Raw genomic sequence first — 23,390 nt, forward strand, 5'->3', positions numbered from 1 at the left:
AATTAGTTTATTCTTATATTCAGAAATAATAAATTATTATCGTGTATTATGTTATACTTGTACCATATGTGATTCTTGATTTATCAAACGATTTGGGGGATTGTTACATGAATGCAATAGAAACAAAAATGGACTTAATGAAACGAACAAAAAAAGGTATTGCTATGTTTTACGTTGGTACAATATTTTGGCTACTAATGGGAGTTCTAAGTTTTATTGATATGCACATTAATCTATTAGGATTATTCCATTTGATAGGAATAGGGATGCTCTTTCCTTTAGGGTTTCTCGTTTCAAATCTGTTAAAAATTGATTTCGTTGCTAAGGATAACCCGTTATCTAATATAGCTGGAGTTATTGGGGGAATGCAGATTCTATTTGCACCAATTTTAATTCTTGTATACATGGAAAAAATCGAGTGGTTACCATTTGTTATTGCGGTATTAACTGGTGCACACTTCTTACCATTCAGTGCATTATACAATAGTAAAGGATTCGTTTTTCAATCTATAGCTGTCGTAGTTTTCGCTTCCGTAATAGGTTTTGCATTTATGGATCATGTTTATACGATTTTACCATTTGGTTTGAGTGTTATTTATTTAGTCACTAGTATTTTGTTAACAAGTGAAAATAAGAAATTAACAGAGGAAACCGCATAACTATATTAAACAAAAAGACCTTAGCAAAAGACTTGCTAAGGTCTTTTATTTTTTTGTGAAGAATACACTCATGAAAAAGAGTGGAAACAAATATAATGACAACATCGTTAATTAATGACAATTGAATAGAGTAGAAGAATACCTTGAATATCATTCTAAGACATAATTAAAATTGGAGGAAGTAGCAATGACTATAGGTCTTACTATCATCTTATTACTAGTATTGTTTTTACCATTCCTTGTGAAACCAATAGAGCAAAACCTCGAGCCATTTTTATTTGTAATGGGTTTGCTGGCAGCGGTTGTCAGTGGAGTTTTTCATGTTGAATTACTTGTTCAGGCAATGAAAGACCCAATATTCATTACAATAACAGTTCTTGTTGCAGGGCTTCTATTTAAGTGGTTAAAAAATCCAATTGAAAACAAAATGTTGAAGGTTAGCAATAATATGGACATCCGTTTATTTCTAGCGTTAATCATTGTTATTTTAGGTTTGTTATCTAGTATGATTACAGCAATTATTGCTGCCATTGTGCTTGTGTCGATTGTAAGTATACTGAAGCTTGATAGGAAGACTGAGATTCAAACGGTGATTTTAGCTTGTTTTTCGATAGGCTTAGGTGCGGTTTTAACACCAATTGGTGAACCATTAGCAACGATTACAACGAGTAAGCTACAGAAGGACTTTTTCTATCTGTTTCAATTAATCGGTTTTGAAGTAGTATTTGCTGTTGTCGCAATTGGATGGATTGCCTTTTTTACGTTAAAACCACAAAAAAATAAGAATAGCTTAGAAGGGAATAATGAAGCAGAAAGTTATATGGAAATTCTTATTCGTTCCTTTAAAATCTATTTATTTGTAATGGGATTAACATTGCTTGGTGCAGGCTATGAGCCACTGGTAAATGGCTATTTACTTGATTTACAACCAGGGGTACTTTACTGGATTAATATGATTTCGGCTGTATTGGATAATGCGACATTAGCTGCTGCAGAAATTAGTCCAGTAATGAGCACAGAAACAATTCGATTCTTACTTTTAGGGTTAATTATTAGTGGTGGAATGCTAATCCCTGGAAATATACCCAACATCATTTCAGCTAATAAACTGGGTATAACCAGTAGAGAATGGGCAAGATTTGGTGTACCTTTTGGTTTAATGGTGATGGTTTTGTTTTTTGTATATTTGGTTGTTATAGGATAAATTTATTAACTTCAGTTAGTTGAATCCTATTGATAATCAACCGCATCCATATGCTTATGATTACTAGAGGGAAAGAATGAAACAAATATATGCTTATGAGAAAATAGAAGACTAAGAATAGTTAAAACCAGGGCATCCAGAATCGACAAGTATATGCAGCAAATTCTTGATGGAAAGGGATTACATGATTAAAATGTTCGTTAGAAATTTATCAATGAACTAATCATGCGAATCGAGTCAAAAAAACTAATATAACCCACCTGGCAAATGCGGGTGCACGGGCCAGGTGGGTTATCTATTTAACAACTAATACTGGACAATCCGCCTCATCTATTACTTTTTTACTCACACTACCTGTCACAAGCTTTTTTAACCCACTTAAACCACGGTTCCCCATGATAATCAGATCTATATCATGTTGGTTGACATATCCTATTATTCTATCTGCTGGTTTCCCTACTAATACTTCATAGTCTGCTTTAACGATGTTAGAAAGTCGCGATTTCGCGTCGGCGATCTTTTTTTCAGGTTTATCTTCTTGTAAGTGTATGTTTTCTTCTTCATGATAAACTCCATCACCAGGTTTTGGCACTACACCGACATAAGTGCTGGTATAATATAATCCTGGATTTTCATTTGATGCAACAGCTCGTGGTTTAACGCTTGTCTCTGTAGAGGGGTCATGTACAAAAGCTACAGTTAGATGTGCACCACTTACCTTTGATAAATTTTCGGCTGTCTTTAGGGCAGAGATACTCGATTCTGATCCATCATAAGCTAATAAAATGTTATTAAATCCTTCCACGTTTATCTACTCCTTCCTGAGTTTCGTGTATTAAGGATTTACTTTTCTATTCACTTTTAATGGATCAAATAAACATGAATGAGGATTAAAGTTGCGTGACAAAAATATTACAAGATAGAATCTGGGCCATAATAAAGGGCATTGGAATATTCCAATGCCTTAGACTTTAGACTTTTCTTAAGCTATTTCCACCATTCATCATAAATGGACACGGCCACATTTCGTTTATGTCTTGAATTCATGTATAATGTTTCGATTCTTTCTTTGCTCGTTTGAGGAACTTCTTTACCTTCTAGATATTGATCAATTTCTTCGTAGGTCACACCTAATGCAACTTCATCAGGTAAAGCAGGTTTATTTTCTTCTAAGTCAGCAGTCGGAGTTTTTTGATAAAGATGTTCTGGACACCCGAGTTCCTTTAGTAATTGTTTTCCCTGACTTTTATTTAACCCGTATAGTGGTATTAAATCACACCCGCCATCACCATGCTTCGTGAAAAAGCCAGTTACAGCCTCACTAGCATGGTCTGTTCCGATGACAAAACAATTATGGGCTCCACCAATACTGTATTGCACTTTCATTCTTTCACGGGCCTTTTCATTGCCTTTTAGAAAATCACTAATGGCAACACCGGCATCATTTAGCGAAGCAACACTGGCATCGACTGCATTTTTAATATTGACTGTTAAGACTTTACTTGGGTTGATAAATTCAATTGCATCTTGACAATCTTCTTCATCAAACTGCTCTCCATAAGGAAGGCGAACACCGATAAAATGATAGCCTCCTGGTGTGGATTCATTTAATTCATCCACGGCTAATTGGGCTAGCTTTCCAGCTAATGTAGAATCTTGTCCACCGGAAATTCCCAAAACATAGCCCTTTGAAAAGCTATTTTTAAGTAAATATTGCTTTAAAAAATCAACTCGGTTTCTAATTTCCTCTTTCGCGTCAATATTAGGTTTTACTTTTAATTCTTTTATAATAGTTTCCTGCAAGTTGCTCATAAAGATACCCCCTTGTATAGTGTTATAGTAAATATTTTCTATTATTTTGTCTACTTTCTAATATTGTTACGAACACGTTCAATCTTTTTCATTTTGTTTTCCCATGTTTTCGTACTTAGGTCAACAGGGTATTCCTCCGGATTAATGGTACGCTTATATTCATCCCATAACAACTCTAATTGTTTTTCTGCGTAGTCTTGTATATCCGTTAAACTTGGCGTTTGGTAAACTAATTGACCATCCTGAAAAATAGTATGATGTAATTCAATTGCTTCAAAACAGGTGACAAACTTACTTATATATGTGTGAATTGGGTGGAACATTTTTAGTCGTTCCTCTTGATTTGGATCTTCATTTTCAAGGGTAATATAATCCCCTTCAGAACGGTGATTGGTTGTATTGATGATACGATATACTTTCTTTTTTCCTGGGGTTGTCAATTTCTCCGGATTACCAGAAATTTTTATGGTATCTTCCAATTCTCCTTCTTCATTTTCAATGGCAACTAATTTATAGACAGCACCCAAAGCAGGTTGGTCGAAGGCAGTTATTAGTTTTGTACCTACCCCGTAAACGTCAATCTTAGCTCCTTGGGTATGAAGACTAGCGATTGTTGATTCATCTAAGTCGTTTGATGCATAAATCTTTGCGTCCTTAAATCCTGCTTGGTCTAACATTTTTCTCGTTTCTTTAGAGAGGTAGGCAAGGTCCCCGCTATCAAGACGAACACCTAGAAATTTAATCTTGTCTTTAAATTCTTTTGCTACCCGAATTGCATTTGGTACACCTGATTTTAAAGTATCATACGTATCAACTAAGAAGACACAATTTTGATGACGTTCTGCATATTTTTTGAACGCTACATACTCATCTTGATAGGCTTGAACCATCGCATGTGAATGGGTTCCGGCAACTGGGATTCCAAATAATTTTCCAGCTCTAACATTACTGGTGGCGTGGAATCCACCTATGAACGCTGCACGAGTACCCCAGATTGCTGCGTCTAATTCCTGTGCTCTTCTTGAACCAAACTCCATAAGAGTTTTATCCATCGCTAGATGCTTAATACGTGAGGCCTTTGTTGCAATTAACGTTTGGTAATTAATAATATTTAAAAGAGCTGTTTCGAGTAGTTGGGCCTCTACTAACGTTGCCTCTACACGAAGAAGCGGCTCATTCCCAAACACAATTTCCCCTTCTTGCATGGATTTGATAGAACCGGTGAAACGTATCGTTTTTAAATAATCAAGAAAGTCTTCTTTATAACCTAGCTCTGCTAAATAGCGAATGTCGGTTTCACTAAACTTAAAGTCTTGGATAAATTTAATGACCCTTTCTAATCCGGCAAAAACAGCATAACCATTTCCAAATGGTAACTTGCGAAAATATAAGTCAAATACTGCGCGACGTTCGTGGACATTGTCAGCCCAGTAAGTTTCAGCCATATTGATTTGATATAGATCAGTATGAAGGGCTAGACTATCATCCATATAGTTCATGACAAAAAACCTCCTAAAGTGGGTGTTTTTTTATTCTTTCCTATTTTTGCATTTAAACAACAGGTTAATCTGATTCGATTGAAGAGCCTTACTTTATATTATAAGCAAATCCCTTCGGAAGGACCAAGAGGAGTTTCAAAGAAAATAATATGGAGAAGTTCAGAACCTGTCTATAGGAAGCCATCCTATAGAAGAGAGGAGATGAGGGTATGAATTCATTTTGTCCGGAGGTTTGGCCAAAGCTGGGAGGAGACCAAACGTTTATCCATTGTTATTGGAAGATATCCAGTTTGTTGCATAGCAGTTTAAAAAAACAGACATCATAACAAGGAAAATGATGTCTGTTTTGATTTCCTTTTATTGCGCAATGATTACAATACTATTCAGTGACTCTTTATGACTACCTGGTTGATTCATTAATTCATAATAACTATTAATCAGTGTTTGAATTCTAATGGGTGATTGATTAAATTCAGTTCGTATACTATTCGCATAGTCTTTTTCCCAATATCCATCTTGAAGATAAGATGCATCTACGGATTGTTCTTTATCAATGGAAAAGCCTGCATCCATAAGTAGTTTTCGAATTTGCGCTTTATGGAATAAATTTTGGATATTCCCGTCATTATTCACAAATGAGGAATATAGGGACAAAATTGTAGCTGCACAGAAATGACTACGTTGTGAATCTCGAGTAAAATCAAGATCCCACTCCGCAAAACAAATTCTGTTTGCCACCTGCTTTATTTTTTTGAAGTAGTTTATGAGATATTCTGGTTGCTGAAAGTACCATGATGAATGGGATAACACCACGACATCAAATTTCTTTTTAACCTCATATTTGGCAAAATCGGTTCCAAAGTGAAAAGTTATTCTTTGACCTAGTTCTGACTGCTTAAGAATATCTGTCGCTTGTCCCAAAGTTAATGGTGCTCCATATTCTGGACTTGCGATATCAATGGCAACAACATGCCCGTTTTCTCCAACAGCATCTGCAAGAGCAACAGTTGTGTCACCTTGGCCACAACCAATTTCTAATACACTCATGCCCTTTTTTAATTCAAAGGCATCCACCAAATCCAAACGATGCTGAAGCTGGACTTGTTGTATTTTGTCATCACTAAATAAATCGTATTTTCCAATAAAAGTAGCTGTTTTTTCATTTATATTTAATGATTTCAATGTCCGTTCCCTCTCACAATTTAATTGAATAGTGTATACGTGAGGAGGTTTATATTGGTCTCCTCATTACTAAAGTTTAATGTAAGAATACCATCAATTCATCGACTCCTTAGTTAGATAATTTCAAGTCTATCATTTGTGAAGTTGTATGTATATTGTAAATTTTTATAGAATTGATCAGAAAGCATTATGATATAGATTCCTCGATTTTTCAATTGAAATTTTGATTCAAAGGTGATAATATAACGATAATTTAACCATTTGGAGGTATGAAAAATGAGAACTGTCACGTTAACAGATATATATAAACATCCAATAGCACAGAAATATGTAAGACGTTCCGGAATGGCGCATGCGATTGCTGTAGCTCATCATGCCTTTAACCTGGCAATTAAGTACGATGTTAATCCGGATCTAGCAGCAAAGGCTGGTTTTTTGCATGATATTGGACATTATGAGTGGTATAGCGAAGGAGAATGGGATTACGGGCTTTACCGTGATTATGATATTCATCCGATTAAAGGGGCAGAACGAGCTCATAAGTTGCTTGTGCGTTTAGGTGAAGATAAACATGCTGCAAAAGAGATTGCGCACGCGGTGCTTTTTCATACTGACTCTGCTCTTCCAAAGGGGGATTTTCAATTATCTCCATTGCAAAAAGTAGTGCATTTAGCTGATGAATCGGACAAACAACCTGGAGATTTCCATCATTATCGAAGCAGTGATAAACAAAAAGAACTTTCCCTAATTCAAGAACTTGATCAAAAAATTGATCAATATTTTTCCCTTCCTAAATAGAATTAAAGTTAGTGACTTCCCTAATTCTTCTGTTTTAAGGCTGTAGAAACAGCCTCAAGTACATATCCTCCCCTAGGTAAACTTCTCTTAAAAATATAAAAAGTCCCTCATTTTTGATAATGCATTATACTTCTATAAATCTTTTATAGGATGTAACTGGGCTAAATTAGTATGGAGCGTTAATGGATTAAAATCGAAAAAAGCCGATGGATAAATAAAACGAACAGCTGGAGTAGTATTGTCATAAAAATACCGATTCTGGAGAGAAAATACGGATGATGCCGGGTTTAAAATATAAAATGATCGGTGGTCCTTGAAGGCAGAAAAACGTGGACCAACATTATTTCAATACCATTCCTTTTGAAGAAAAATTTCCCAGATTTTGCTTTGGCAATTGCTAAAGCTCGTTATTGGAATCGATTACAAATTTAGCTAATGATAGGGAGCCCAACTGGGCTGCCTATCTTATTTATCTCTATAATATTTCAACCCAATCTGGGATTTCTAATGAACAAAGGATATCCAGCTCCTGTACTCGCTTGTCAGTATATGAGCTAACAGATCGTAATTCATCATCTATGATTGCGGGGTGTGTCATTACTTCAACTGATTGAACATCTAAATCTTGTAGATTTCCAAAGATATTTTCTTCAATCCCTTTACCATAGAAATCAAGATATAGTGTATCTGTTAACAAAAGATTAGGATAGTCACTAAATGAATCCACATATCGAACTGGAACATTGTATTCTTGTGCTAGCTTCACAACAACTTCTTTAAGTGGTTCCCACCCATGTACATGATGATGACTATCAATATGGTCAAGCTTTAAGCCTGTTGCTAGAAAGGCCTCGATTTGTGCCCGCCACTCTTTTTCTACATCCTCGATATTTGGGAAATCCATATCCAAATAATTACTTTTGTATTTGAAGTTTCCGTTTGCGTCAAGTAAATTTGGAACTTGATTTGAAATAGGTTTTCCCCAAGTTAAAACAAGATGAATACCCACTTTTAAAGATGGATAATTTCTTGCCTGTCCAACTGCATATTCAAAAGCCTTTCCATTTACCATTAAGGTTGTTGAACCAACAACGCCTTTGGTGTGTGCTTGGATGATTCCGTCTGTCACACCTTTTGTTAAACCAAAGTCGTCCGCATTGAAAAGTACCTTCATGTTATATTCCTCCAGTTTATTAATTAATATCATGTTGTTATTTTTGAATCTCAGTTAATTAAGAGGATAATTTCTTTCAATCATAAAGTTTGTTTTATCACCACGGAAATAGGATCTGGAAAATTCAATCGTGTTTCCATTGTGATCTTCAGCAATTGTTTCAATATAGAAACATGGTAATCCTTCCTTACACTCCAGACGATTGCTGACATTTTCATCAGCCAGAGTTATTTCTATATGCTCCGTTGTTTTTCCAATCTGAACATTAAAAGTATCCTTTAATGCCGCATATAAGGAGGTTTCTGCGTGGTTCTTCGTAATACCGGGGGCAATATCCCATGGTATATAGGCAATTTCATATTGTGTTGGCTCACCACTTGCTTTCCGGACCCTCTCTATTTTTTGTATCGGTGCATTAAGTGTCACCCCTAAAGAGCTCACTAGTTTTTCGTTGGCCGGGATAACATTTATTGCAAGTAATGATATTTCCGCTTTTTTTCCCTGTACAGCTACCTGGTCACTGTACCTCTTCACAGTATTGGAAAGGGTTTGCTTCAACTTTTGGTCGGCTACGTATGTCCCTTTGCCTTGTTTTCTTACCAGGTAACCTTCTAAGGTCAGCTGGTTTAAGGCCGCACGTATCGTCGTTCTACTTACATTAAAATCTTTACAAAGTTCTAATTCTGGTGGTATTTGCTCACCCTTTTTGTATTGATTAGACTTAATCCTATCAAGTAGCTCTTCTTTTATATATGCGTGTAAAGATTGATTTTTTTCCATTGTTTGTCTCCTTGGTCATTCCTATATAAAGTGTACAACACAGTACAAATAATGACAATATAAAACAAATGTTATTACAATATAGAAAAATATCTTTAAAATGTATAGACAACTAAATAATTGTATGATACATTTTGATTAAAGGTTACAACAAAGTTTTTGTTAGCCATAAAATAAAAACGTTTTCATTTAAGGAACGAGGTGCGCCTGAATAGTATCCTAAGGCACTCTGTTTTAATATGAACATCTAAGGAGAGACCTGTAATGACGTTAAAAGTAGTAGTAATCGGTGGGGGATCAAGTTATACACCAGAAATTATCGAAGGAATGATTCGCCGTCATGATAGTTTTCCAGTAACAGACATAGTGCTAGTTGATATTGAGGATGGAAAAGAAAAGCTAGAAATCATTGGTGAACTAGCAAAACGAATGATAGAAAAATCCGGAAAACCTATTAGTCTATCATGGACGTTGGATCGAAAGAAAGCGCTACAACATGCTGATTTTGTATCAACACAAATCCGTGTTGGTGGATTAAAGGCCCGTGCAATAGATGAACGTATTCCGCTAAGTCATGGTTTTATTGGCCAAGAAACAAATGGTGCAGGAGGTGTCTTTAAAGCTTTTCGTACGATACCAGTATTAATGGACATCGCAGAGGATATTCATAATATTTGCCCCGATGCTTGGATGATTAACTTTACGAACCCGGCGGGTATGGTAACAGAGGCTCTATTAAAACACTCCAAGCATAAAAAGGTAATTGGTGTATGTAATATTCCGTTTAACATGCGTCATTCTGTGGCAGAAATACTAAATGTTTCACCAGATGATGTACAAATAGAATTTGTTGGTATGAATCATTTTGTTTTTGGTAAAAAAGTATTCGTCAAAGGTATTGACCGAACAGAAGAGGTTTTAGCAAAACTAGTAAATGATAATCTTGATTACTCGCCTGCAAATATTGTAAACCTTGGCTGGTCAAGAACATTTATTGAATCAACAAGTCTTCTTCCAAACCCTTACCATCAATATTATTTCCAAACAAAAGATGTACTGGAAAAAGATCTGAAAGCCTATGAGGAGCACGGAATTAGAGCAGAGGTTGTACAAAAGCTGGAGGAATCATTATTTGAAATTTATAAAAACCCAGAACTCTATGAGAAACCAAAGGAGTTGGAACAACGAGGTGGAGCATTTTACAGTGATGTTGCATGTAGATTAATGGATTCCATCTATAACAATAAAGAAGATATTCAAACTGTAAACACGTTCAATAACGGTACTATATCTGACTTGCCAGATGACTCAGTTATTGAGGCTAACTGTGTCATCACTAAAGATGGACCGAAACCAATTGCAATAGGTTCTCTACCATACGCTATAAAAGGAATTGTTCAACAAATGAAAGCATTTGAAGAACTAGTTATTCATGCGGCAGTTACAGGTAATTACAATGATGCATACTTGGCTTTTGTTATGAATCCGCTAATTGCTGATGAGAAACTTAGCAAAGTAGTATTGGATGAGCTTTTAGAAGCACATAAAGAGTTTTTACCACAATTTTAATTTTTAGGGGGATAATGTTGAAATGAATAATAAATTCATGCAAAAATTTATTGAAATTGCTGGTCGAATTGGGTCGCAGCGCCATCTAGTGGCAATTCGTGATGGGTTTGTAGCTATCATGCCATTAATCATTGTAGGGTCGTTGGCAGTATTAATTAATAACTTTCCGCCATTTGGTAGCTTTAATTTAGTATCTATAATGAATGGAATCTTTGGGGAAGGAAATTGGCAAGAAGTTGGTGGATCAATTTGGAATGGAACATTTGCTGTCCTAGGTTTATTGGTTGCCTTTTCTATCGCTTATAACCTTGCTAAATCCTATGAAGTTGATGGATTAGCTGCAGGTTTGCTTTCCGCAGCAGCATATATTATGCTAGTTCCAGTTACAGAAGACTGGGGTCTAAACTTTGCTTGGTTAGGTGCACAAGGTTTATTTGTAGCAATTATTTTATCGTTGGTTGTAACCGAGTTGTTCCGAGTGTTAGTTAAATCCAAATTTACAATCAAAATGCCTGAAGGGGTTCCAGATGGTGTTGCAAAGTCATTTAAAGCATTAATACCATCCATTCTAATCTTGATTTTAGTTGGATTATTCCAAGCATTAATGAATGTATTTGCTGAAATGAGTATTTTCGAAGTTATCTTTAATGCTATTCAAAAGCCATTACAAGGATTGAGTAACACATTACCAGCTGCGATTATTATTGCATTCCTTAACCACTTATTATGGTTCTTTGGTTTGCATGGAACAAACATTTTAGGTTCAGTAATCGAGCCAATTTATTTACCATTAATTGAGAAGAACGCAGACCTTTTCGCAAGTGGCATGTCAGCATTTGATGTACCATATATTGTAACGAAGCCATTCCTTGATTCTTACGTCTTCATGGGTGGTTCAGGTACTACCATTGCATTAATCGTTGCAATATTTATTGTTGTTCGTAATGAACAGAAACATCCGTACCGAGAAGTTGCAAAACTATCTGCACCTGCAGGATTGTTCAACATTAATGAACCTGTAATATTTGGTTTACCAATTGTTTTAAACCCAGTAATGCTAATACCATTTATTTTGATACCAGTTACATTAACAATTATTTCCTACCTTGCTATTTCTACAGGACTGGTACCAAAAACAGTAGCAATCTTACCATGGACAACGCCACCAATTTTAAGTGGTTACCTAGTTTCAGGTGGTAGCTGGCGTGGAATTGCCTTACAAATATTTAACATTGCACTTGCTGTAATCATGTATATCCCATTTGTTATGGCAGGAGTAAGAACACTAAAACAGAAAATGGGAGGCCAATAAAAATGGCAGAAACAACTGAAGAACTACAAATGCTTTCATTCAACATTATTCTGCATGCCGGAAATGCTCGTTCATTTGCGATGGAGGCCATTATGCTTGCAAAAGAATATAACTTTCAAGAAGCACGTAAAAAGATTGAAGAAGCAGAAAAAGAATTTAATGAAGCACATCATATCCAAACTAAGCTCCTGCAGGAAGAAGCAAGTGGTAACCAAAGTCAAGTTACTGTGATTCTTGTTCATGCGCAGGATCACTTAATGACCTCTATGGCGGTTAAAGATTTAGCTAATGAAATGATTGACATGTATGAAAAAATGCAACAATTGGAGGGACAAAAGTAATGAAAATAATCTTAGTATGTTCAGCAGGTATGTCCACATCCATGCTCGTAAAAAAAATGCGAGCTGCAGCTGATGAGCAAAATCTAGAAGCTGAAATTGAAGCAGTGCCAGAATCGCAATTAAAGAACAGTCTTGAAGGACTCGATGTTGTCCTAATCGGCCCACAAGTTCGCTATCTTGAGAAAAAAATTAGAGAACAAGTAGAACCTAAAGGGATTAAGGTTGATGTTATCGATTCGATGGCATATGGTATGATTCAAGGAGATAAGGTATTAAGCCAAGCAATTGAATTGAATAATAAATAGTACTAAAATTTATGATCAAAAAAGGCTTGTGAAAATGCACAAGCCTTTTTGCGTTTAAAAACTATTTAAATAAGCTTTTCTTCACGCACCTGTAATCGTCTTTTACGTCTTATTTCAGCAGTGTGGAATAATTGTTTTTCCTGATCTGTCTCCGGTTTCACATTAGGAATGGGAGTGGGGTTTCCATCATCATCAACTGCAACCATTGTTAGTATAGCTGTGGTGGTTATCGTCCTATCCCTTGTCTTTATACTTTGGCACTCTACCTTTACATAGACCTCCATGGAAGTTCTTCCAGTTGACACAACAACACCCTCCAAATGTAAAATATCTCCTACTTTTGCAGATGAAAGGAAATTAACGGTATCGATTGATGCCGTCACTACTACCCGATTACTGTGCTTCATTGCTGTAATTGCCGCGATCTCATCAATGTAAGATAAAACCGTACCTCCAAAAATCGTTTCTAAATGATTGGTATCTGGAGGCAATACTAGTTTTGTCTGACTGGTCCTGGAAATACTTGTGGGTAGTCTTTCTTCCATTAAAATTCCTCTTTTCTAATCGTTATTTATCTTCAAAAAGAGAGAGAGGAAATGAATACATACAAAAAAAGCCATCACAGATGGATGGATTAATACAAGAGAACATAACAATACAACAGATGAACAGTTGCTATGATGGATTCCCTTGATATACCTCCCCAACTCCCGAAGAAGATATTACGCTTTAATATTGGCAGGTCTCCTGACTCATGCTTTCGTCTACTCTAATCCCTTCCCATTCTGAGAACAGTGGATATGATTATTTCGTCAGCATTTACAGTTGCGGGTACAGCTCTGGAATTTCACCAGATTCCCTATTAAGTCTTAAAAAAAACACCAATATTAATGGTAGTAAAGCTATTTAATTAACATTACATGCTCCACTATAATCAATATAAGATATTTTGACAAATTAATGGATTGTTATATTTAATTAACTACTCCTCTGAATAACATACAAGAGACCCGGAAAAACTACCGTAAAAGGAGGTTTTAAACTTGAAGAAATTCTTATTGCTGTTATTCTTAATCATTCCAACTTTCTCTCTTGCAGCATGTGGAGATGATGAACTTCCTGAAGAAGGGGAAGACATTGAAGAAATTGAGGAAGAGGATGAAATTGGTGATGGCGAGATAGATGATGAATAAAGTACATTGATCGTTATGAGGGCAACACTCTAGTGAGTGTTGCTTTTTTTGTGAGAATAGGTTGTTCTTCCAAAAGAGATAATAAGTTGAAGAATAAGAGAAGGAGAAATCATAGTGGATCCACAAGTATTTATATTACTATTATCGATGGTAGTAGCTGCCGTTTTACTTTTGGTATTCGTACCGAAATCAAAAGTGATTGATGCGAATATTACATTTTTGTTTATGCAGGCTCAATCTTGGTTATATGGTACGTTGGTGAGCCAATATAATTTAATCTTATACCCAGTTAGAATATTGGAAAGAGCTTATATTTCAAATTTTGCTTTTGAATATGTTGTCTTCCCTACTATTGCAGTTCTTTATAATCTTTATTTTCCAAGGGCAAAAAGGTTGCTCGTTAAGCTGTTTTATATTGTCTTATATCCAACACTTATTACTCTCCTTGAAGTATGGCTTGAAAAAACAACAGAATTAATTGTCTACAAACATTGGGCATGGTATTGGTCATGGATTACGATGCTGATTACATTAAATATTGCCTTGTTCTATTACAATTGGTTTGTGGAAAAAGCGAAAAAAAACTAATATTTTTGACTTTATGATTTAGTTTCCTTACAATTTCTTTATATAAGCAAATAATTAAAATAAGGATGATGAATGTGAAAAAGGTTGGAGTATTAGTTGGTAGTTTGCGAAAAGAATCCTTTTCGAAGAAGCTAGCACAAAATGTGGCGATGTTATTTCCTGAGGGATATGAATTGGAAATGGTTGAAATTGGAAACATCCCATTCTATAACCAGGATTTTGATGACGAGGACAATTTGCCAGCAGAAATAGGCGAATTTCGTAATAAAATTGCAGAGCTCGATGCCTTCTTATTAATAACACCCGAATATAACCGTTCTGTTCCCGCTGTGTTAAAAAATGCGCTAGATACTGCATCTCGCCCTATGACAGATAATAAATGGAGTGGCAAGCCGGCAGCAATTATTAGTCAATCTCCAGGAGGATTGGGTGGTTTTGGAGCTAATCAACATTTGCGTCAAACACTTACATGCTTAAATGTGCCAGTACTTCAACAGCCGGAGGCGTACATAGGTAATGTTGCAACACTTCTGAATGAAAATGGTGAAATTACAAATGAAGGTACGGTTGAATTCCTGACAAAGTTTGTAAATAAGTTTGTAGATTTAATAGAGAAATATTAAGCAGAAATCACCCTTCGTTGCCTTGGTAACAACAATGAAGGGTGATTTTATATTGCATTGGGAAACTATAAAAATTCGGGTACTCTGAGCCCAAGAGTGGGCAGGGAAACCAGTTAGCTGATATTTATTTATCCAATACTTGGAGTTCTTCCATCTTCTCTATCACTAATGGATAAAAATACTTCTTCGCACTATCCGTAGAATTTCCTCCAAAAAAGCTTGTTCCCGGGCAGGATTTTACGTCATTATTATTGGCATCATCCAATACCCGATCTTTTGTTTTATAATGCCACCAATGATGATAGGTGATTGTATCTAACGAAGGGGTTAAACCAAATTTTAAACATAGTAATGCAGTGATGTACACAATCGTTTCTTCTTGCTCCTTTGTCATAACGTCATGACCAATATCAAAGTTTCCAATATTCTCTATCGCAATTCCATGTTTATTGGCCTTAGGACCAATCGAGCCTTCCGGTGCAATGTTTAAAGGTCTAGACACAGCAACTTTTCCATCAGGGAAGGTTGTAATGTTTTGAGCAATATTATCCCAACCCATTGTTTTCATGTGGTGATTTTGCATGCTATTTAATAATTGAAAATGATTATTTCCGTGAAAGTTTTTGTAAGATGGTTTCCAAGTATGATGTTGCTGAATTAGATGGATTTCTCTAGGAATCTGTTGGTTAAATAACCAATCCTTAAATTCCTCCTTGTTCATCAGAATATGCTGGCCTTCCATTGTCATTTTCTTTGGTTTGATGGTTAAGATTTGACCTGGATATAAATTGTGAGAAGTAAGGTTATTCGTTTCCTTTATGATTTGTACTGTAGAGTGGTGGGCTAGAGCAATTTCCTGTAGGGTATCTCTTGGTAACACTTCATAAGTTACTGGAACTCGTAGCTTTTGACCCTTAATTAAAGAATCAGATTGTAGTCCATTGGCTATTTTTAAATCATGAGTGGTGATATTATACCGTTTGGCAATGCTAGGTAACGTATCACCAGTTTGTACCACATAAAGATTGGATAGGGTAGTTTCAACGGCTTTAGTAGGATAGGTTATTATACATAACATGAAAGTAAATAATAGGATAAAACTACATTTCTTTTTCATCAGTCATTTCCTTTCATCATTCTTATTATTAGTCTCAAGTGAAATCCGGTTTCTATACACAAAAAAAGATTTTTTCATTGGAACTGTTTATTGATTTAAAGTCATGATTAATACCAGATTTTCACTGATGAATTTCAAATTGCAATAGGTTTTGTTAAAATAATATATACTAAGTTAGCAACACCGAGAGTTTTCGATACATTCGTACTTTAAAAAGCTAACAAGAAGATATTTGGGGGAGAAGAATATGGAAAAGGTATTACGTGAAGTGCATTTGGAAGGTTGTTTTAATTTCCGTGAATTAGGTGGTTACAAGACTAGTGATGGACGTAGTGTAAAAAGTGGAATTCTATTTCGTTCAGGAAATTTAAGTAGATTAACAGAACTAGATATAGCAACTATAGGTAAATTGGGTATAAAAAATATTTGTGATTTACGCGATGATGATGAGATTGGAAAACACCCAGACCCAGTCCTTAAAGGTGCTATGTGGAATCATATTCCAATGATTAATGATGAAAAAGCTGTAAGGCAAGTTGGAGATTTAAGTCATTTCGAAAGCAAGTTAATAAATAGTAAGCCTGGTGAAATGCTAGTCAATTTAAACCAAGATTTAGTAGCCAATACAACTGCCTTTGCAAAAATCTTTAGAGTATTACTAAATGAGCCAGGCAAGCCAATGCTTTTCCATTGCATGGCTGGTAAAGATCGAACAGGTGCTGTCGCTGCACTTTTATTAAGTACAATTGGTGTTCCTCTTGATATTATTGAAGAAGATTATTTGTACACGAATAATACATTAGATGCCATGCAAGAAGGTTTTAATGCAATTGGGTATACAATGCCAGATTACATTGATAAAGAGGTTGTCCAGGCCATGTATGAGGCACGCGTTGAATACATAAGAGCATTTTTTAACGAGATTGAACGAGTGTACGGAAGTGTAGAGTCATACCTGTTAAACGGAATTGGACTTGAAAAGGAAGATATTAATTTACTTAGAAGTCATTTACTTGATTAATAAAATTAAAAGGAGGGCATCCGTGTAGATGTCCTCCTTTATTCTAGTTTATTTATTCATTAAGCTATGTCCTCGGCCATAGAACAAATAAATCATTAATCCAACTAAAAACCAAATTCCGGATGCTATCAAGGTATCAACGGAAAGTTGTGTGATTAAAAAGATACATGATATAAACGATAAAATTGGTATGAAAGGAAATAGCGGTACTTTAAACCCGCCACTTGGTAGTTGCTTATCCTTTCTTAGAAAAATCACACCAATGGACACGATCGTAAACGCAAGCAAAGTCCCCATATTCGTCATTTCAGCCAGTTTAGCTAATGGTAGTAAGCCTGCACAAAGAGCAATTAGAATAGAAAAAACCCAAGTGCTCATGACTGGAGAATTGTTACTATTTAGGCGACTCATGCTTTTTGGTAATAATTGATCACGGCCAAGCGCAAACAGTAATCTTGTTCCTCCATAAAGTAATACAAGAATTACGGTCATCATCCCTGCAATAGCTCCAAGTGATATAAATCCAGCTACCCAGTTCTGATTTACCATTTCCATTGCAAAACTAACAGGGTCACTGACATTTAACTCCGTATAAGAAACCATACCTGTTAATACAAGTGAAACAGCTACGTAAAGTGTTGTACAAATTAATAAGGAACCAATTATCCCAATTGGCATTGCCTTTTGTGGATTCTTTACCTCTTCCGCAGCGGAAGAAACAGCATCAAATCCAAGATATGCAAAGAATACAAGTGCGGCTCCAGTAAATACACCATCCCATCCAAACGGTAAAAAGGGTTCCCAGTTAGTTGGCTTTACATAAAACACACCGACTATAATAAACAGCAATATAACACTAATTTTTATAAATACCATAATCTTGTTTAACCGATTTGAACCTTGTAATCCAAACGAAAGTAAGAAAGCTAGTAATAGTACAATTACAATAGCAGGGAGATTGATATAAGTTCCCTCTGTTGGATTAAAAGGACCTGTCACCGCATGTGGTATAGCAATATGAAATCCCTCTAATAAAGAAACAAAGTAAGCAGACCATCCTGTTGCAACCGAAGCTGCAGCTAGTCCATATTCCAATACTAATGCCCATGCCACAATCCACGCAACGACTTCTCCGAATACAGAATAGCTATACGTATAGGCGCTTCCCGTTATTGGGATGGAAGACGCAAATTCGGAGTAACACATTGCGGCTAATGAACAAACAATCGCCGCGATAATAAACGAATAAATAATTGCGGGACCAGAATGTAGCGCAGCAACCGTCCCAGGTAGAATGAAAATACCGGTTCCTATGATAGCTCCAACCCCAAGCATTACTAAATCAAATGCTCCCAATGTTCGACGGAGTTGTATGCTGTCTTTTTTGTTTAGCATGTCATGAATGTCTTTTTTTCTAAGTCTGTTCACACTAAAACCTCTTTTATTTTTCGTTATGTACATTTAGTTTATGTAAAATTACTAATATCTCTCACCAAAATGTTTACAGATAAACATCTTTTCATTATACCAAATAGAAAATGGGGCACAAGATTAGATTGTACCCCATTAGGTTTAATACCTCTGTATTATCTATCCAACCACGAATGGATTAGTGATTGATTTTGACCTCTAGCAAAGACATCAATCCGATTAGGATTCCAAGAAACCGCTGCAGGCGCAGACGTTAGTGTGCCGCCAAGATTCTCCCAGTTTCCCCAACGTGTCCCGTTCCAGGTACGTTTGTAGAGTCGATTTCCAGTACCACGAGCAAATACATCTAATTGATTTGCGCGGCGAGAAGAAACTGCTGGTGCACTAGTTAATGTACCTCCTAGACTTTCCCAATCACTCCACCTATTCCCGTTCCACCACTTATGAATTAAATCATTGTTTTGGCCTCTAGCAAAGACGTCAATGCGATTTGGACCCCAAGAGACTGCGGCAGGCTCAGAGTTTAGATTTCCTCCAAGATCTTCCCAATCTAACCAGCGAGATCCGTTCCATGTTTTCATATAAAGACGATTTCCAGTACCACGCACAAACACATCTAGTTGATTAGTACGACGTGAAGAAACTGCTGGGCCACTGGTTAAGACACCACCAAGGCTTTCCCAATCATTCCAACGGGAGCCATCCCACCACTTGTGATATAGCGTATTATCTGTACTGCGAACAAATACATCAATTCGATTTGGTCCCCAAGAAACAGCGGCAGGAGGACTTGTTAAGACACCACCAAGGCTTTCCCAATCATTCCAGCGAGAGCCATCCCACCATTTGTGATAAAGCATATTATCTGTACCCCTAGCAAACACATCTAAACGATTCGGCTGCCATGAAGCAACAGTTGGTGCAGAAGTAAGAACGCCACCTAAGTCTTCCCAATTGGACCAACCTTGCCCTGGACCAGGCTGACCACCCCCACCTTTTAGTTGATCTAGTGTGATTTGAATAACCCTTCTTAGTACGCGGTCTGCAACATTTTGAGAAACATTATGTTGTCTGAATAACAAGTTAAACCATGGAACCTGTCTTTGGAATTGGTTATAGATTTGATTAGCGTTTTGGTTGGCATTGGCTTGATTTACCACATAGTTCACGACAAAGAAAAAGACATATTCTGTAATTTGCCTATTCATCCCTGCATCTTCAAGTTCCCTATATAAATTGTTATGTTGGGAACGAATGGTTTGTAGAATTTGTTGAACACTTGGCTGTTGCCTATCCATATATAACGGTTGCCCGTAATACTGTACTGGTACAAACTGTGGAAAATAGTACTGATAATAAAACATCTGCATTCCTCCGCTTTTTAACTAGAATATGCTGGGGAGTATGAATTGGAAGCAATAAATAAGCCTATTTCCTGGAAAAGAAAGTAGGCAATTATGGAGTTCCTCATATTTACCGAACCTAAATTAAGCTGATTGCTTTTTTATAGAAAAAAGTAATGTAATGGTTATTTAGTTCATAGTTTTTTTAGGACAAGTATTTTTTAAAAGACAAAACAGAATGAGGTGAGGAACTTCGTTGGAATTTGTAGAGCCTTTTGTTAAGATATTGATGATTAATTTGATATTGAGTGGTGATAATGCGGTAGTTATCGCAATGGCAAGTCGTAACTTACCATCCAACTTAAAGAAAAAGGCAATTGCCTGGGGAACGGTTGGGGCTGTAGTATTCCGTATTGTATTTACGGTAATAGTCATGTATTTATTAAAATTACCATATATCCATTTAATAGGGGGAATCCTACTGTTATTGGTGGCATATAAGCTTCTAGTAGATAAAGAACCGGAAGATAGCCAAATGAAAGTTGGTAATTCCTTGAAAGAAGCAATTGTTATTATTATTTTGGCAGATATGCTGATGAGCTTAGATAATGTATTGGGAATTGTAGCGGTATCCAATAACAATATGCTATTAGTTATCATAGGTATCATTTTAAGTATCCCAATCATGCTATTTGCTAGCCAATTTATATTAAAGATCATGGAAACATACTCGTTTGTTGTCTATATAGGTTCAGCACTATTAGCTTGGACAGCTGGGGAAATGATCGTAAAAGAACCATTTATACAACTTATTTTCGCTTCAAATCCGTTCACGGAAACAGCCATGTTAATTGGGTTGATTATTGCTACCCTAACAATCGGTGGGTTTCAAAGGAAGTATCGGTAAAGCTTTATACAAGGGGGTCTTCATGAACGTGAAGGGAAATTGTAAAATTACTATTGTACAAATGGAAACAATGAAATATAGTACAGATATAACTAACTAAAAGGAGTTACCCCATATGAAATTACGTGTATCAGCGGTACAATACCACTTAGAAAAAATAAATAGTTTTGAAGACTTCGCAGCTCAAGTAACTCATTATGTTCGAACTGCTAAAGAATATGATTCCGAATTCGTTCTTTTCCCGGAGTTCTTTACAACACAGTTACTATCTATCACAGGAGAAACGGTTGGACTAGTTGATGAATTACCTAACTTTACAGAACAATATATAGACTTGTTTAAAGGATTAGCAAAGGAAACGGGAATGCATATTATTGGTGGAACCCATGTAATAGAAAAAGCAGAGAAATTATATAACACTGCCCATCTATTTTATCCAGATGGCCGTGTGGCGGAACAACCTAAACTTCATATGACACCAACAGAGAAAAAAGATTGGAACATTACCCCAGGCGAATCCATTCAGATTTTTGAGACAGATAAAGGAAAAATTGCTTTGTTAACATGCTATGACATGGAATTTCCAGAAATTGTAAGGGTGGTACGTGGTATGGGGGCTGATGTTATCTTTGCGCCGTCTTGTACAGATGACCTTCATGGTTTTAACCGTGTGCGCTATACATGCCATGCTCGAACAATTGAAAATCAGGTATATGTTGTAACAACAGGTACGGTTGGAGCTCTACGTAATGTTGACTTTATGAGAGCGAATTATGGTCAGGCTGCAGTCATCACGCCAAATGATATTCCATTTCCGAAAAACGGAATTTTAATGGAAGGCGAATTTAACCATGATATGATTATCACAGCTGATCTAGATTTGTCGCTACTATATAAAGTAAGAGAAGAAGGATCGGTAACAACTTGGACCGATAGACGCCTAGATTTATATCCCGACCTTAGTAAATAAGAAGGGAAGGAGACCTTATGCTTTATAAAAAGCAAGTCTACCTTAGAAGCGATGAAGGTTTTGTAGATGCATTAGTAAGGAATTACGGGCGGGAAGACTTTAATGAATTAATACAAATTCAGGCGGAAAGCTTTCCTCCTCCTTTTCCATCGGAGCTGTGGTGGAGCAAGGAACAACTGGATAATCATGTGACCCTATTTCCTGATGGTGCATTATGTGTGGAAGTGAGTGGTGTTCTAGCAGGATCTATGACAGGGGTAATTGTGGAATTCGATCCTGCCAATCCTATTCATACATGGGAAGACATTACAAATGATGGGTATATACGTAATCATAATCCACATGGAAACACATTGTATGTAGTCGACATTTGTATTCGACCAACTTTTCGTAAATTAGCTCTGGGTAAATTACTGATGCAGTCGATGTATGAAGTTGTGATTCATAAAGGATTAGAGAGATTACTTGGTGGTGGTAGGATGCCTGGTTACCATAAACATGCTAATACCTTATCGGCCGAAGCCTATTTAGAACAAGTGGTAGGCGGTAAGTTAAAGGATCCGGTACTTTCATTCTTATTAAATGTGGGAAGAATGCCAATCGGTGTAATCCCAAATTACTTGGAGGATGAGGAATCCTTGAATTATGCTGTTTTGATGGAATGGAAAAATCCATTTATGACTTTGTAGCTTAGTAGAAGGAAGGGGAAATTGTGGAAGCCTTTATGCATGGCGTTATATTAGCTTTTGGTCTAATCCTTCCTTTAGGGATACAAAATGTGTTTATTTTTAACCAGGGTGCCATACATTCTAGGCTAATAAAGGCTTTACCGGCTGTCGTTACGGCAGCAATATGTGATACTATACTGATTTCCTTGGCTATAGCTGGGGTTTCTGTAATTGTTCTCCGTATTGATGGTATCGGCCTGGCATTATCCTGGGCAGGTTTTTTCTTTTTACTGTATATGGGATGGGTTATGTGGAAAAGTAATCCGAATAGGGATCGAACGGACCGAGACCGATATTCAACGAAACGTCAAATTACTTTTGCGGCATCGGTTTCGCTATTAAATCCACATGCCATTTTAGATACGATTGGTGTAATCGGAACAAATTCCATCGCATATGAAGGTTTTGAGAAGCTGATATTTGCTGTTTCTTGTATTTTGATATCCTGGATTTGGTTCTTCAGTCTTGCTTTAGTGGGGAGCCGACTTGGGAAAATAGGAAATTCCGATAAGTTACTGAAAAGACTAAATCAAGTATCGGCTATTATTATTTGGGTAATGGCGGTGTATATGGGATATCAAATAGTTGATGCGGACCTATTTTGATTAGAAAAGCCTTCCCCATGGAAGGCTTTTTGTTTTCTGTGCTACTATTCTTGATCTTCTTCTTGATCTTCTTGAACATCTCCTGTTTCTTGTTGTTCCGTTGAATCCTCATCTGATGCTGGTTCTTCTGGATCTTCTGTACAAGCCGCTAAAAGTCCTGTTGATAGAATCAGAATGAAAATAGTCAATAATAACTTTTTTAACTTCACCTTGATCACCTCATGATTTT

The 23,390-nt window shown here is 36.3% G+C and carries 26 protein-coding genes and 1 riboswitch; of the genes, 15 read left to right on the top strand and 11 right to left on the bottom strand.

What is annotated here, in order from left to right; genetic code table 11:
• Positions 1–107: 107 nt before the first annotated feature.
• Positions 108–659: a DUF7010 family protein gene (locus TY11_RS15385; RefSeq protein WP_042148101.1), complete on the top strand. Its 552-nt coding sequence runs from the start codon at positions 108–110 to the stop codon at positions 657–659.
• Positions 660–846: 187 nt separating this feature from the next.
• On the top strand, positions 847–1,863 hold the full coding sequence (locus TY11_RS15390) for a DUF1646 family protein (RefSeq protein ID WP_042148103.1): 1,017 nt from the start codon (positions 847–849) through the stop codon (positions 1,861–1,863).
• A 295-nt stretch (positions 1,864–2,158) separates the two neighbouring features.
• On the opposite strand, the gene TY11_RS15395 is transcribed toward TY11_RS15390, so the two are convergent.
• From TY11_RS15395 to TY11_RS15410, 4 genes are all read right to left on the bottom strand, one after another.
• Positions 2,159–2,668, bottom strand: a complete 510-nt coding sequence (locus tag TY11_RS15395) for a universal stress protein (RefSeq protein WP_042148107.1) — start codon at positions 2,666–2,668, stop codon at positions 2,159–2,161.
• A 182-nt stretch (positions 2,669–2,850) separates the two neighbouring features.
• Positions 2,851–3,675, bottom strand: a complete 825-nt coding sequence (gene nadE / locus TY11_RS15400; protein WP_042148108.1) for an NAD(+) synthase — start codon at positions 3,673–3,675, stop codon at positions 2,851–2,853.
• A gap of 50 nt (positions 3,676–3,725) precedes the next feature.
• Positions 3,726–5,174 carry a nicotinate phosphoribosyltransferase gene (locus TY11_RS15405; protein WP_042148111.1) on the bottom strand — a complete coding sequence of 483 codons (1,449 nt, stop codon included), beginning with the start codon at positions 5,172–5,174 and terminating at the stop codon, positions 3,726–3,728.
• 357 nt (positions 5,175–5,531) lie between these two features.
• A complete protein-coding gene (locus TY11_RS15410; RefSeq protein WP_231495836.1) occupies positions 5,532–6,356 on the bottom strand; it encodes an SAM-dependent methyltransferase in 825 nt (274 codons plus the stop codon).
• A 276-nt stretch (positions 6,357–6,632) separates the two neighbouring features.
• Here TY11_RS15410 and TY11_RS15415 point away from each other — a divergent pair, with 276 nt between their 5' ends.
• Positions 6,633–7,154, top strand: coding sequence for an HD domain-containing protein (locus tag TY11_RS15415; protein WP_042148114.1), 522 nt, complete (start codon positions 6,633–6,635; stop codon positions 7,152–7,154).
• Positions 7,155–7,629: 475 nt separating this feature from the next.
• Here TY11_RS15415 and chbG read toward each other — a convergent pair whose 3' ends face one another.
• Positions 7,630–8,328 (bottom strand): chitin disaccharide deacetylase, encoded by a 699-nt coding sequence (chbG, locus tag TY11_RS15420; protein WP_042148116.1) that lies wholly within the window; start codon positions 8,326–8,328, stop codon positions 7,630–7,632.
• A gap of 54 nt (positions 8,329–8,382) precedes the next feature.
• Positions 8,383–9,108, bottom strand: a complete 726-nt coding sequence (locus TY11_RS15425) for a GntR family transcriptional regulator (protein ID WP_042148118.1) — start codon at positions 9,106–9,108, stop codon at positions 8,383–8,385.
• A gap of 264 nt (positions 9,109–9,372) precedes the next feature.
• On the opposite strand from TY11_RS15425, the gene TY11_RS15430 reads away from it, so the two are divergent.
• The 4 genes from TY11_RS15430 to TY11_RS15445 are packed head-to-tail and all read left to right on the top strand — an operon-like array spanning position 9,373 to position 12,635.
• The gene (locus TY11_RS15430; protein ID WP_042148122.1) at positions 9,373–10,677 is read left to right on the top strand and encodes a 6-phospho-beta-glucosidase; all 1,305 of its coding nucleotides are present in this window, start codon (positions 9,373–9,375) and stop codon (positions 10,675–10,677) included.
• A 22-nt stretch (positions 10,678–10,699) separates the two neighbouring features.
• A complete protein-coding gene (locus tag TY11_RS15435; RefSeq protein ID WP_081755942.1) occupies positions 10,700–11,989 on the top strand; it encodes a PTS sugar transporter subunit IIC in 1,290 nt (429 codons plus the stop codon).
• A gap of 2 nt (positions 11,990–11,991) precedes the next feature.
• Entirely contained in the window at positions 11,992–12,330 is a 339-nt protein-coding gene (locus tag TY11_RS15440; RefSeq protein ID WP_042148125.1) for a PTS lactose/cellobiose transporter subunit IIA, read from the top strand.
• Entirely contained in the window at positions 12,330–12,635 is a 306-nt protein-coding gene (locus tag TY11_RS15445; RefSeq protein WP_042148128.1) for a PTS sugar transporter subunit IIB, read from the top strand. The genes TY11_RS15440 and TY11_RS15445 overlap by 1 nt, the downstream gene beginning before the upstream one ends.
• 65 nt (positions 12,636–12,700) lie before the next feature.
• On the opposite strand, the gene TY11_RS15450 is transcribed toward TY11_RS15445, so the two are convergent.
• Positions 12,701–13,180 (bottom strand): acyl-CoA thioesterase, encoded by a 480-nt coding sequence (locus TY11_RS15450; RefSeq protein WP_042148130.1) that lies wholly within the window; start codon positions 13,178–13,180, stop codon positions 12,701–12,703.
• Positions 13,181–13,355: 175 nt separating this feature from the next.
• Positions 13,356–13,536, bottom strand: a riboswitch (cobalamin riboswitch).
• A 142-nt stretch (positions 13,537–13,678) separates the two neighbouring features.
• On the opposite strand from TY11_RS15450, the gene TY11_RS20680 reads away from it, so the two are divergent.
• The 3 genes from TY11_RS20680 to TY11_RS15460 all read left to right on the top strand — a co-directional run bounded on the left by TY11_RS20680 (position 13,679) and on the right by TY11_RS15460 (position 15,039).
• On the top strand, positions 13,679–13,828 hold the full coding sequence (locus tag TY11_RS20680) for a hypothetical protein (protein WP_197025104.1): 150 nt from the start codon (positions 13,679–13,681) through the stop codon (positions 13,826–13,828).
• A 114-nt stretch (positions 13,829–13,942) separates the two neighbouring features.
• Entirely contained in the window at positions 13,943–14,416 is a 474-nt protein-coding gene (locus TY11_RS15455; protein ID WP_081755943.1) for a CBO0543 family protein, read from the top strand.
• A gap of 68 nt (positions 14,417–14,484) precedes the next feature.
• Entirely contained in the window at positions 14,485–15,039 is a 555-nt protein-coding gene (locus TY11_RS15460; protein WP_042148135.1) for an NADPH-dependent FMN reductase, read from the top strand.
• A gap of 124 nt (positions 15,040–15,163) precedes the next feature.
• Here TY11_RS15460 and TY11_RS15465 read toward each other — a convergent pair whose 3' ends face one another.
• Entirely contained in the window at positions 15,164–16,156 is a 993-nt protein-coding gene (locus TY11_RS15465; RefSeq protein ID WP_081755945.1) for a peptidoglycan recognition protein family protein, read from the bottom strand.
• A 247-nt stretch (positions 16,157–16,403) separates the two neighbouring features.
• Here TY11_RS15465 and TY11_RS15470 point away from each other — a divergent pair, with 247 nt between their 5' ends.
• On the top strand, positions 16,404–17,177 hold the full coding sequence (locus TY11_RS15470; protein WP_052345855.1) for a tyrosine-protein phosphatase: 774 nt from the start codon (positions 16,404–16,406) through the stop codon (positions 17,175–17,177).
• Positions 17,178–17,225: 48 nt separating this feature from the next.
• Here the strand turns inward: TY11_RS15470 and TY11_RS15475 are convergent, their stop codons facing one another.
• On the bottom strand, positions 17,226–18,605 hold the full coding sequence (locus TY11_RS15475) for an amino acid permease (protein ID WP_042148139.1): 1,380 nt from the start codon (positions 18,603–18,605) through the stop codon (positions 17,226–17,228).
• Positions 18,606–18,763: 158 nt separating this feature from the next.
• Entirely contained in the window at positions 18,764–19,972 is a 1,209-nt protein-coding gene (locus TY11_RS15480) for a PLL family lectin (RefSeq protein WP_042148142.1), read from the bottom strand.
• Positions 19,973–20,207: 235 nt separating this feature from the next.
• Here TY11_RS15480 and TY11_RS15485 point away from each other — a divergent pair, with 235 nt between their 5' ends.
• The 4 genes from TY11_RS15485 (at position 20,208) to TY11_RS15500 (ending at position 23,161) form a co-directional block, all read left to right on the top strand.
• Entirely contained in the window at positions 20,208–20,858 is a 651-nt protein-coding gene (locus tag TY11_RS15485) for a YjbE family putative metal transport protein (protein ID WP_052345856.1), read from the top strand.
• A gap of 115 nt (positions 20,859–20,973) precedes the next feature.
• Positions 20,974–21,828 (top strand): carbon-nitrogen hydrolase family protein, encoded by an 855-nt coding sequence (locus TY11_RS15490; protein ID WP_042148144.1) that lies wholly within the window; start codon positions 20,974–20,976, stop codon positions 21,826–21,828.
• Between the two features lie 17 nt (positions 21,829–21,845).
• The gene (locus TY11_RS15495) at positions 21,846–22,517 is read left to right on the top strand and encodes a GNAT family N-acetyltransferase (protein ID WP_042148146.1); all 672 of its coding nucleotides are present in this window, start codon (positions 21,846–21,848) and stop codon (positions 22,515–22,517) included.
• 23 nt (positions 22,518–22,540) lie between these two features.
• Complete coding sequence (locus TY11_RS15500) at positions 22,541–23,161, top strand: LysE/ArgO family amino acid transporter (RefSeq protein ID WP_042148147.1); 621 nt, start codon at positions 22,541–22,543, stop codon at positions 23,159–23,161.
• A 44-nt stretch (positions 23,162–23,205) separates the two neighbouring features.
• Here the strand turns inward: TY11_RS15500 and TY11_RS20460 are convergent, their stop codons facing one another.
• Entirely contained in the window at positions 23,206–23,370 is a 165-nt protein-coding gene (locus TY11_RS20460; RefSeq protein ID WP_155982713.1) for a hypothetical protein, read from the bottom strand.
• Positions 23,371–23,390 lie beyond the last annotated feature (20 nt).

The sequence above is a fragment of the Paucisalibacillus algeriensis genome, from assembly GCF_000577245.1.
In the GTDB taxonomy this organism is placed as follows: Bacteria; Bacillota; Bacilli; order Bacillales; family Amphibacillaceae; genus Ornithinibacillus.

What these genes read in the sequence shown, in the direction of transcription:
- TY11_RS15385 (WP_042148101.1), top strand. Translation starts at nt 108, where the DNA reads ATGAATGCAATAGAAACAAAAATGGACTTAATGAAACGAACAAAAAAA.
- TY11_RS15390 (WP_042148103.1), top strand. Translation starts at nt 847, where the DNA reads ATGACTATAGGTCTTACTATCATCTTATTACTAGTATTGTTTTTACCA.
- nadE (WP_042148108.1), bottom strand. Translation starts at nt 3,675, where the DNA reads ATGAGCAACTTGCAGGAAACTATTATAAAAGAATTAAAAGTAAAACCT.
- TY11_RS15405 (WP_042148111.1), bottom strand. Translation starts at nt 5,174, where the DNA reads ATGAACTATATGGATGATAGTCTAGCCCTTCATACTGATCTATATCAA.
- TY11_RS15415 (WP_042148114.1), top strand. Translation starts at nt 6,633, where the DNA reads ATGAGAACTGTCACGTTAACAGATATATATAAACATCCAATAGCACAG.
- chbG (WP_042148116.1), bottom strand. Translation starts at nt 8,328, where the DNA reads ATGAAGGTACTTTTCAATGCGGACGACTTTGGTTTAACAAAAGGTGTG.
- TY11_RS15425 (WP_042148118.1), bottom strand. Translation starts at nt 9,108, where the DNA reads ATGGAAAAAAATCAATCTTTACACGCATATATAAAAGAAGAGCTACTT.
- TY11_RS15430 (WP_042148122.1), top strand. Translation starts at nt 9,373, where the DNA reads ATGACGTTAAAAGTAGTAGTAATCGGTGGGGGATCAAGTTATACACCA.
- TY11_RS15435 (WP_081755942.1), top strand. Translation starts at nt 10,700, where the DNA reads ATGAATAATAAATTCATGCAAAAATTTATTGAAATTGCTGGTCGAATT.
- TY11_RS15440 (WP_042148125.1), top strand. Translation starts at nt 11,992, where the DNA reads ATGGCAGAAACAACTGAAGAACTACAAATGCTTTCATTCAACATTATT.
- TY11_RS15445 (WP_042148128.1), top strand. Translation starts at nt 12,330, where the DNA reads ATGAAAATAATCTTAGTATGTTCAGCAGGTATGTCCACATCCATGCTC.
- TY11_RS15450 (WP_042148130.1), bottom strand. Translation starts at nt 13,180, where the DNA reads ATGGAAGAAAGACTACCCACAAGTATTTCCAGGACCAGTCAGACAAAA.
- TY11_RS15460 (WP_042148135.1), top strand. Translation starts at nt 14,485, where the DNA reads ATGAATGTGAAAAAGGTTGGAGTATTAGTTGGTAGTTTGCGAAAAGAA.
- TY11_RS15465 (WP_081755945.1), bottom strand. Translation starts at nt 16,156, where the DNA reads ATGAAAAAGAAATGTAGTTTTATCCTATTATTTACTTTCATGTTATGT.
- TY11_RS15470 (WP_052345855.1), top strand. Translation starts at nt 16,404, where the DNA reads ATGGAAAAGGTATTACGTGAAGTGCATTTGGAAGGTTGTTTTAATTTC.
- TY11_RS15480 (WP_042148142.1), bottom strand. Translation starts at nt 19,972, where the DNA reads ATGTTTTATTATCAGTACTATTTTCCACAGTTTGTACCAGTACAGTAT.
- TY11_RS15490 (WP_042148144.1), top strand. Translation starts at nt 20,974, where the DNA reads ATGAAATTACGTGTATCAGCGGTACAATACCACTTAGAAAAAATAAAT.
- TY11_RS15495 (WP_042148146.1), top strand. Translation starts at nt 21,846, where the DNA reads ATGCTTTATAAAAAGCAAGTCTACCTTAGAAGCGATGAAGGTTTTGTA.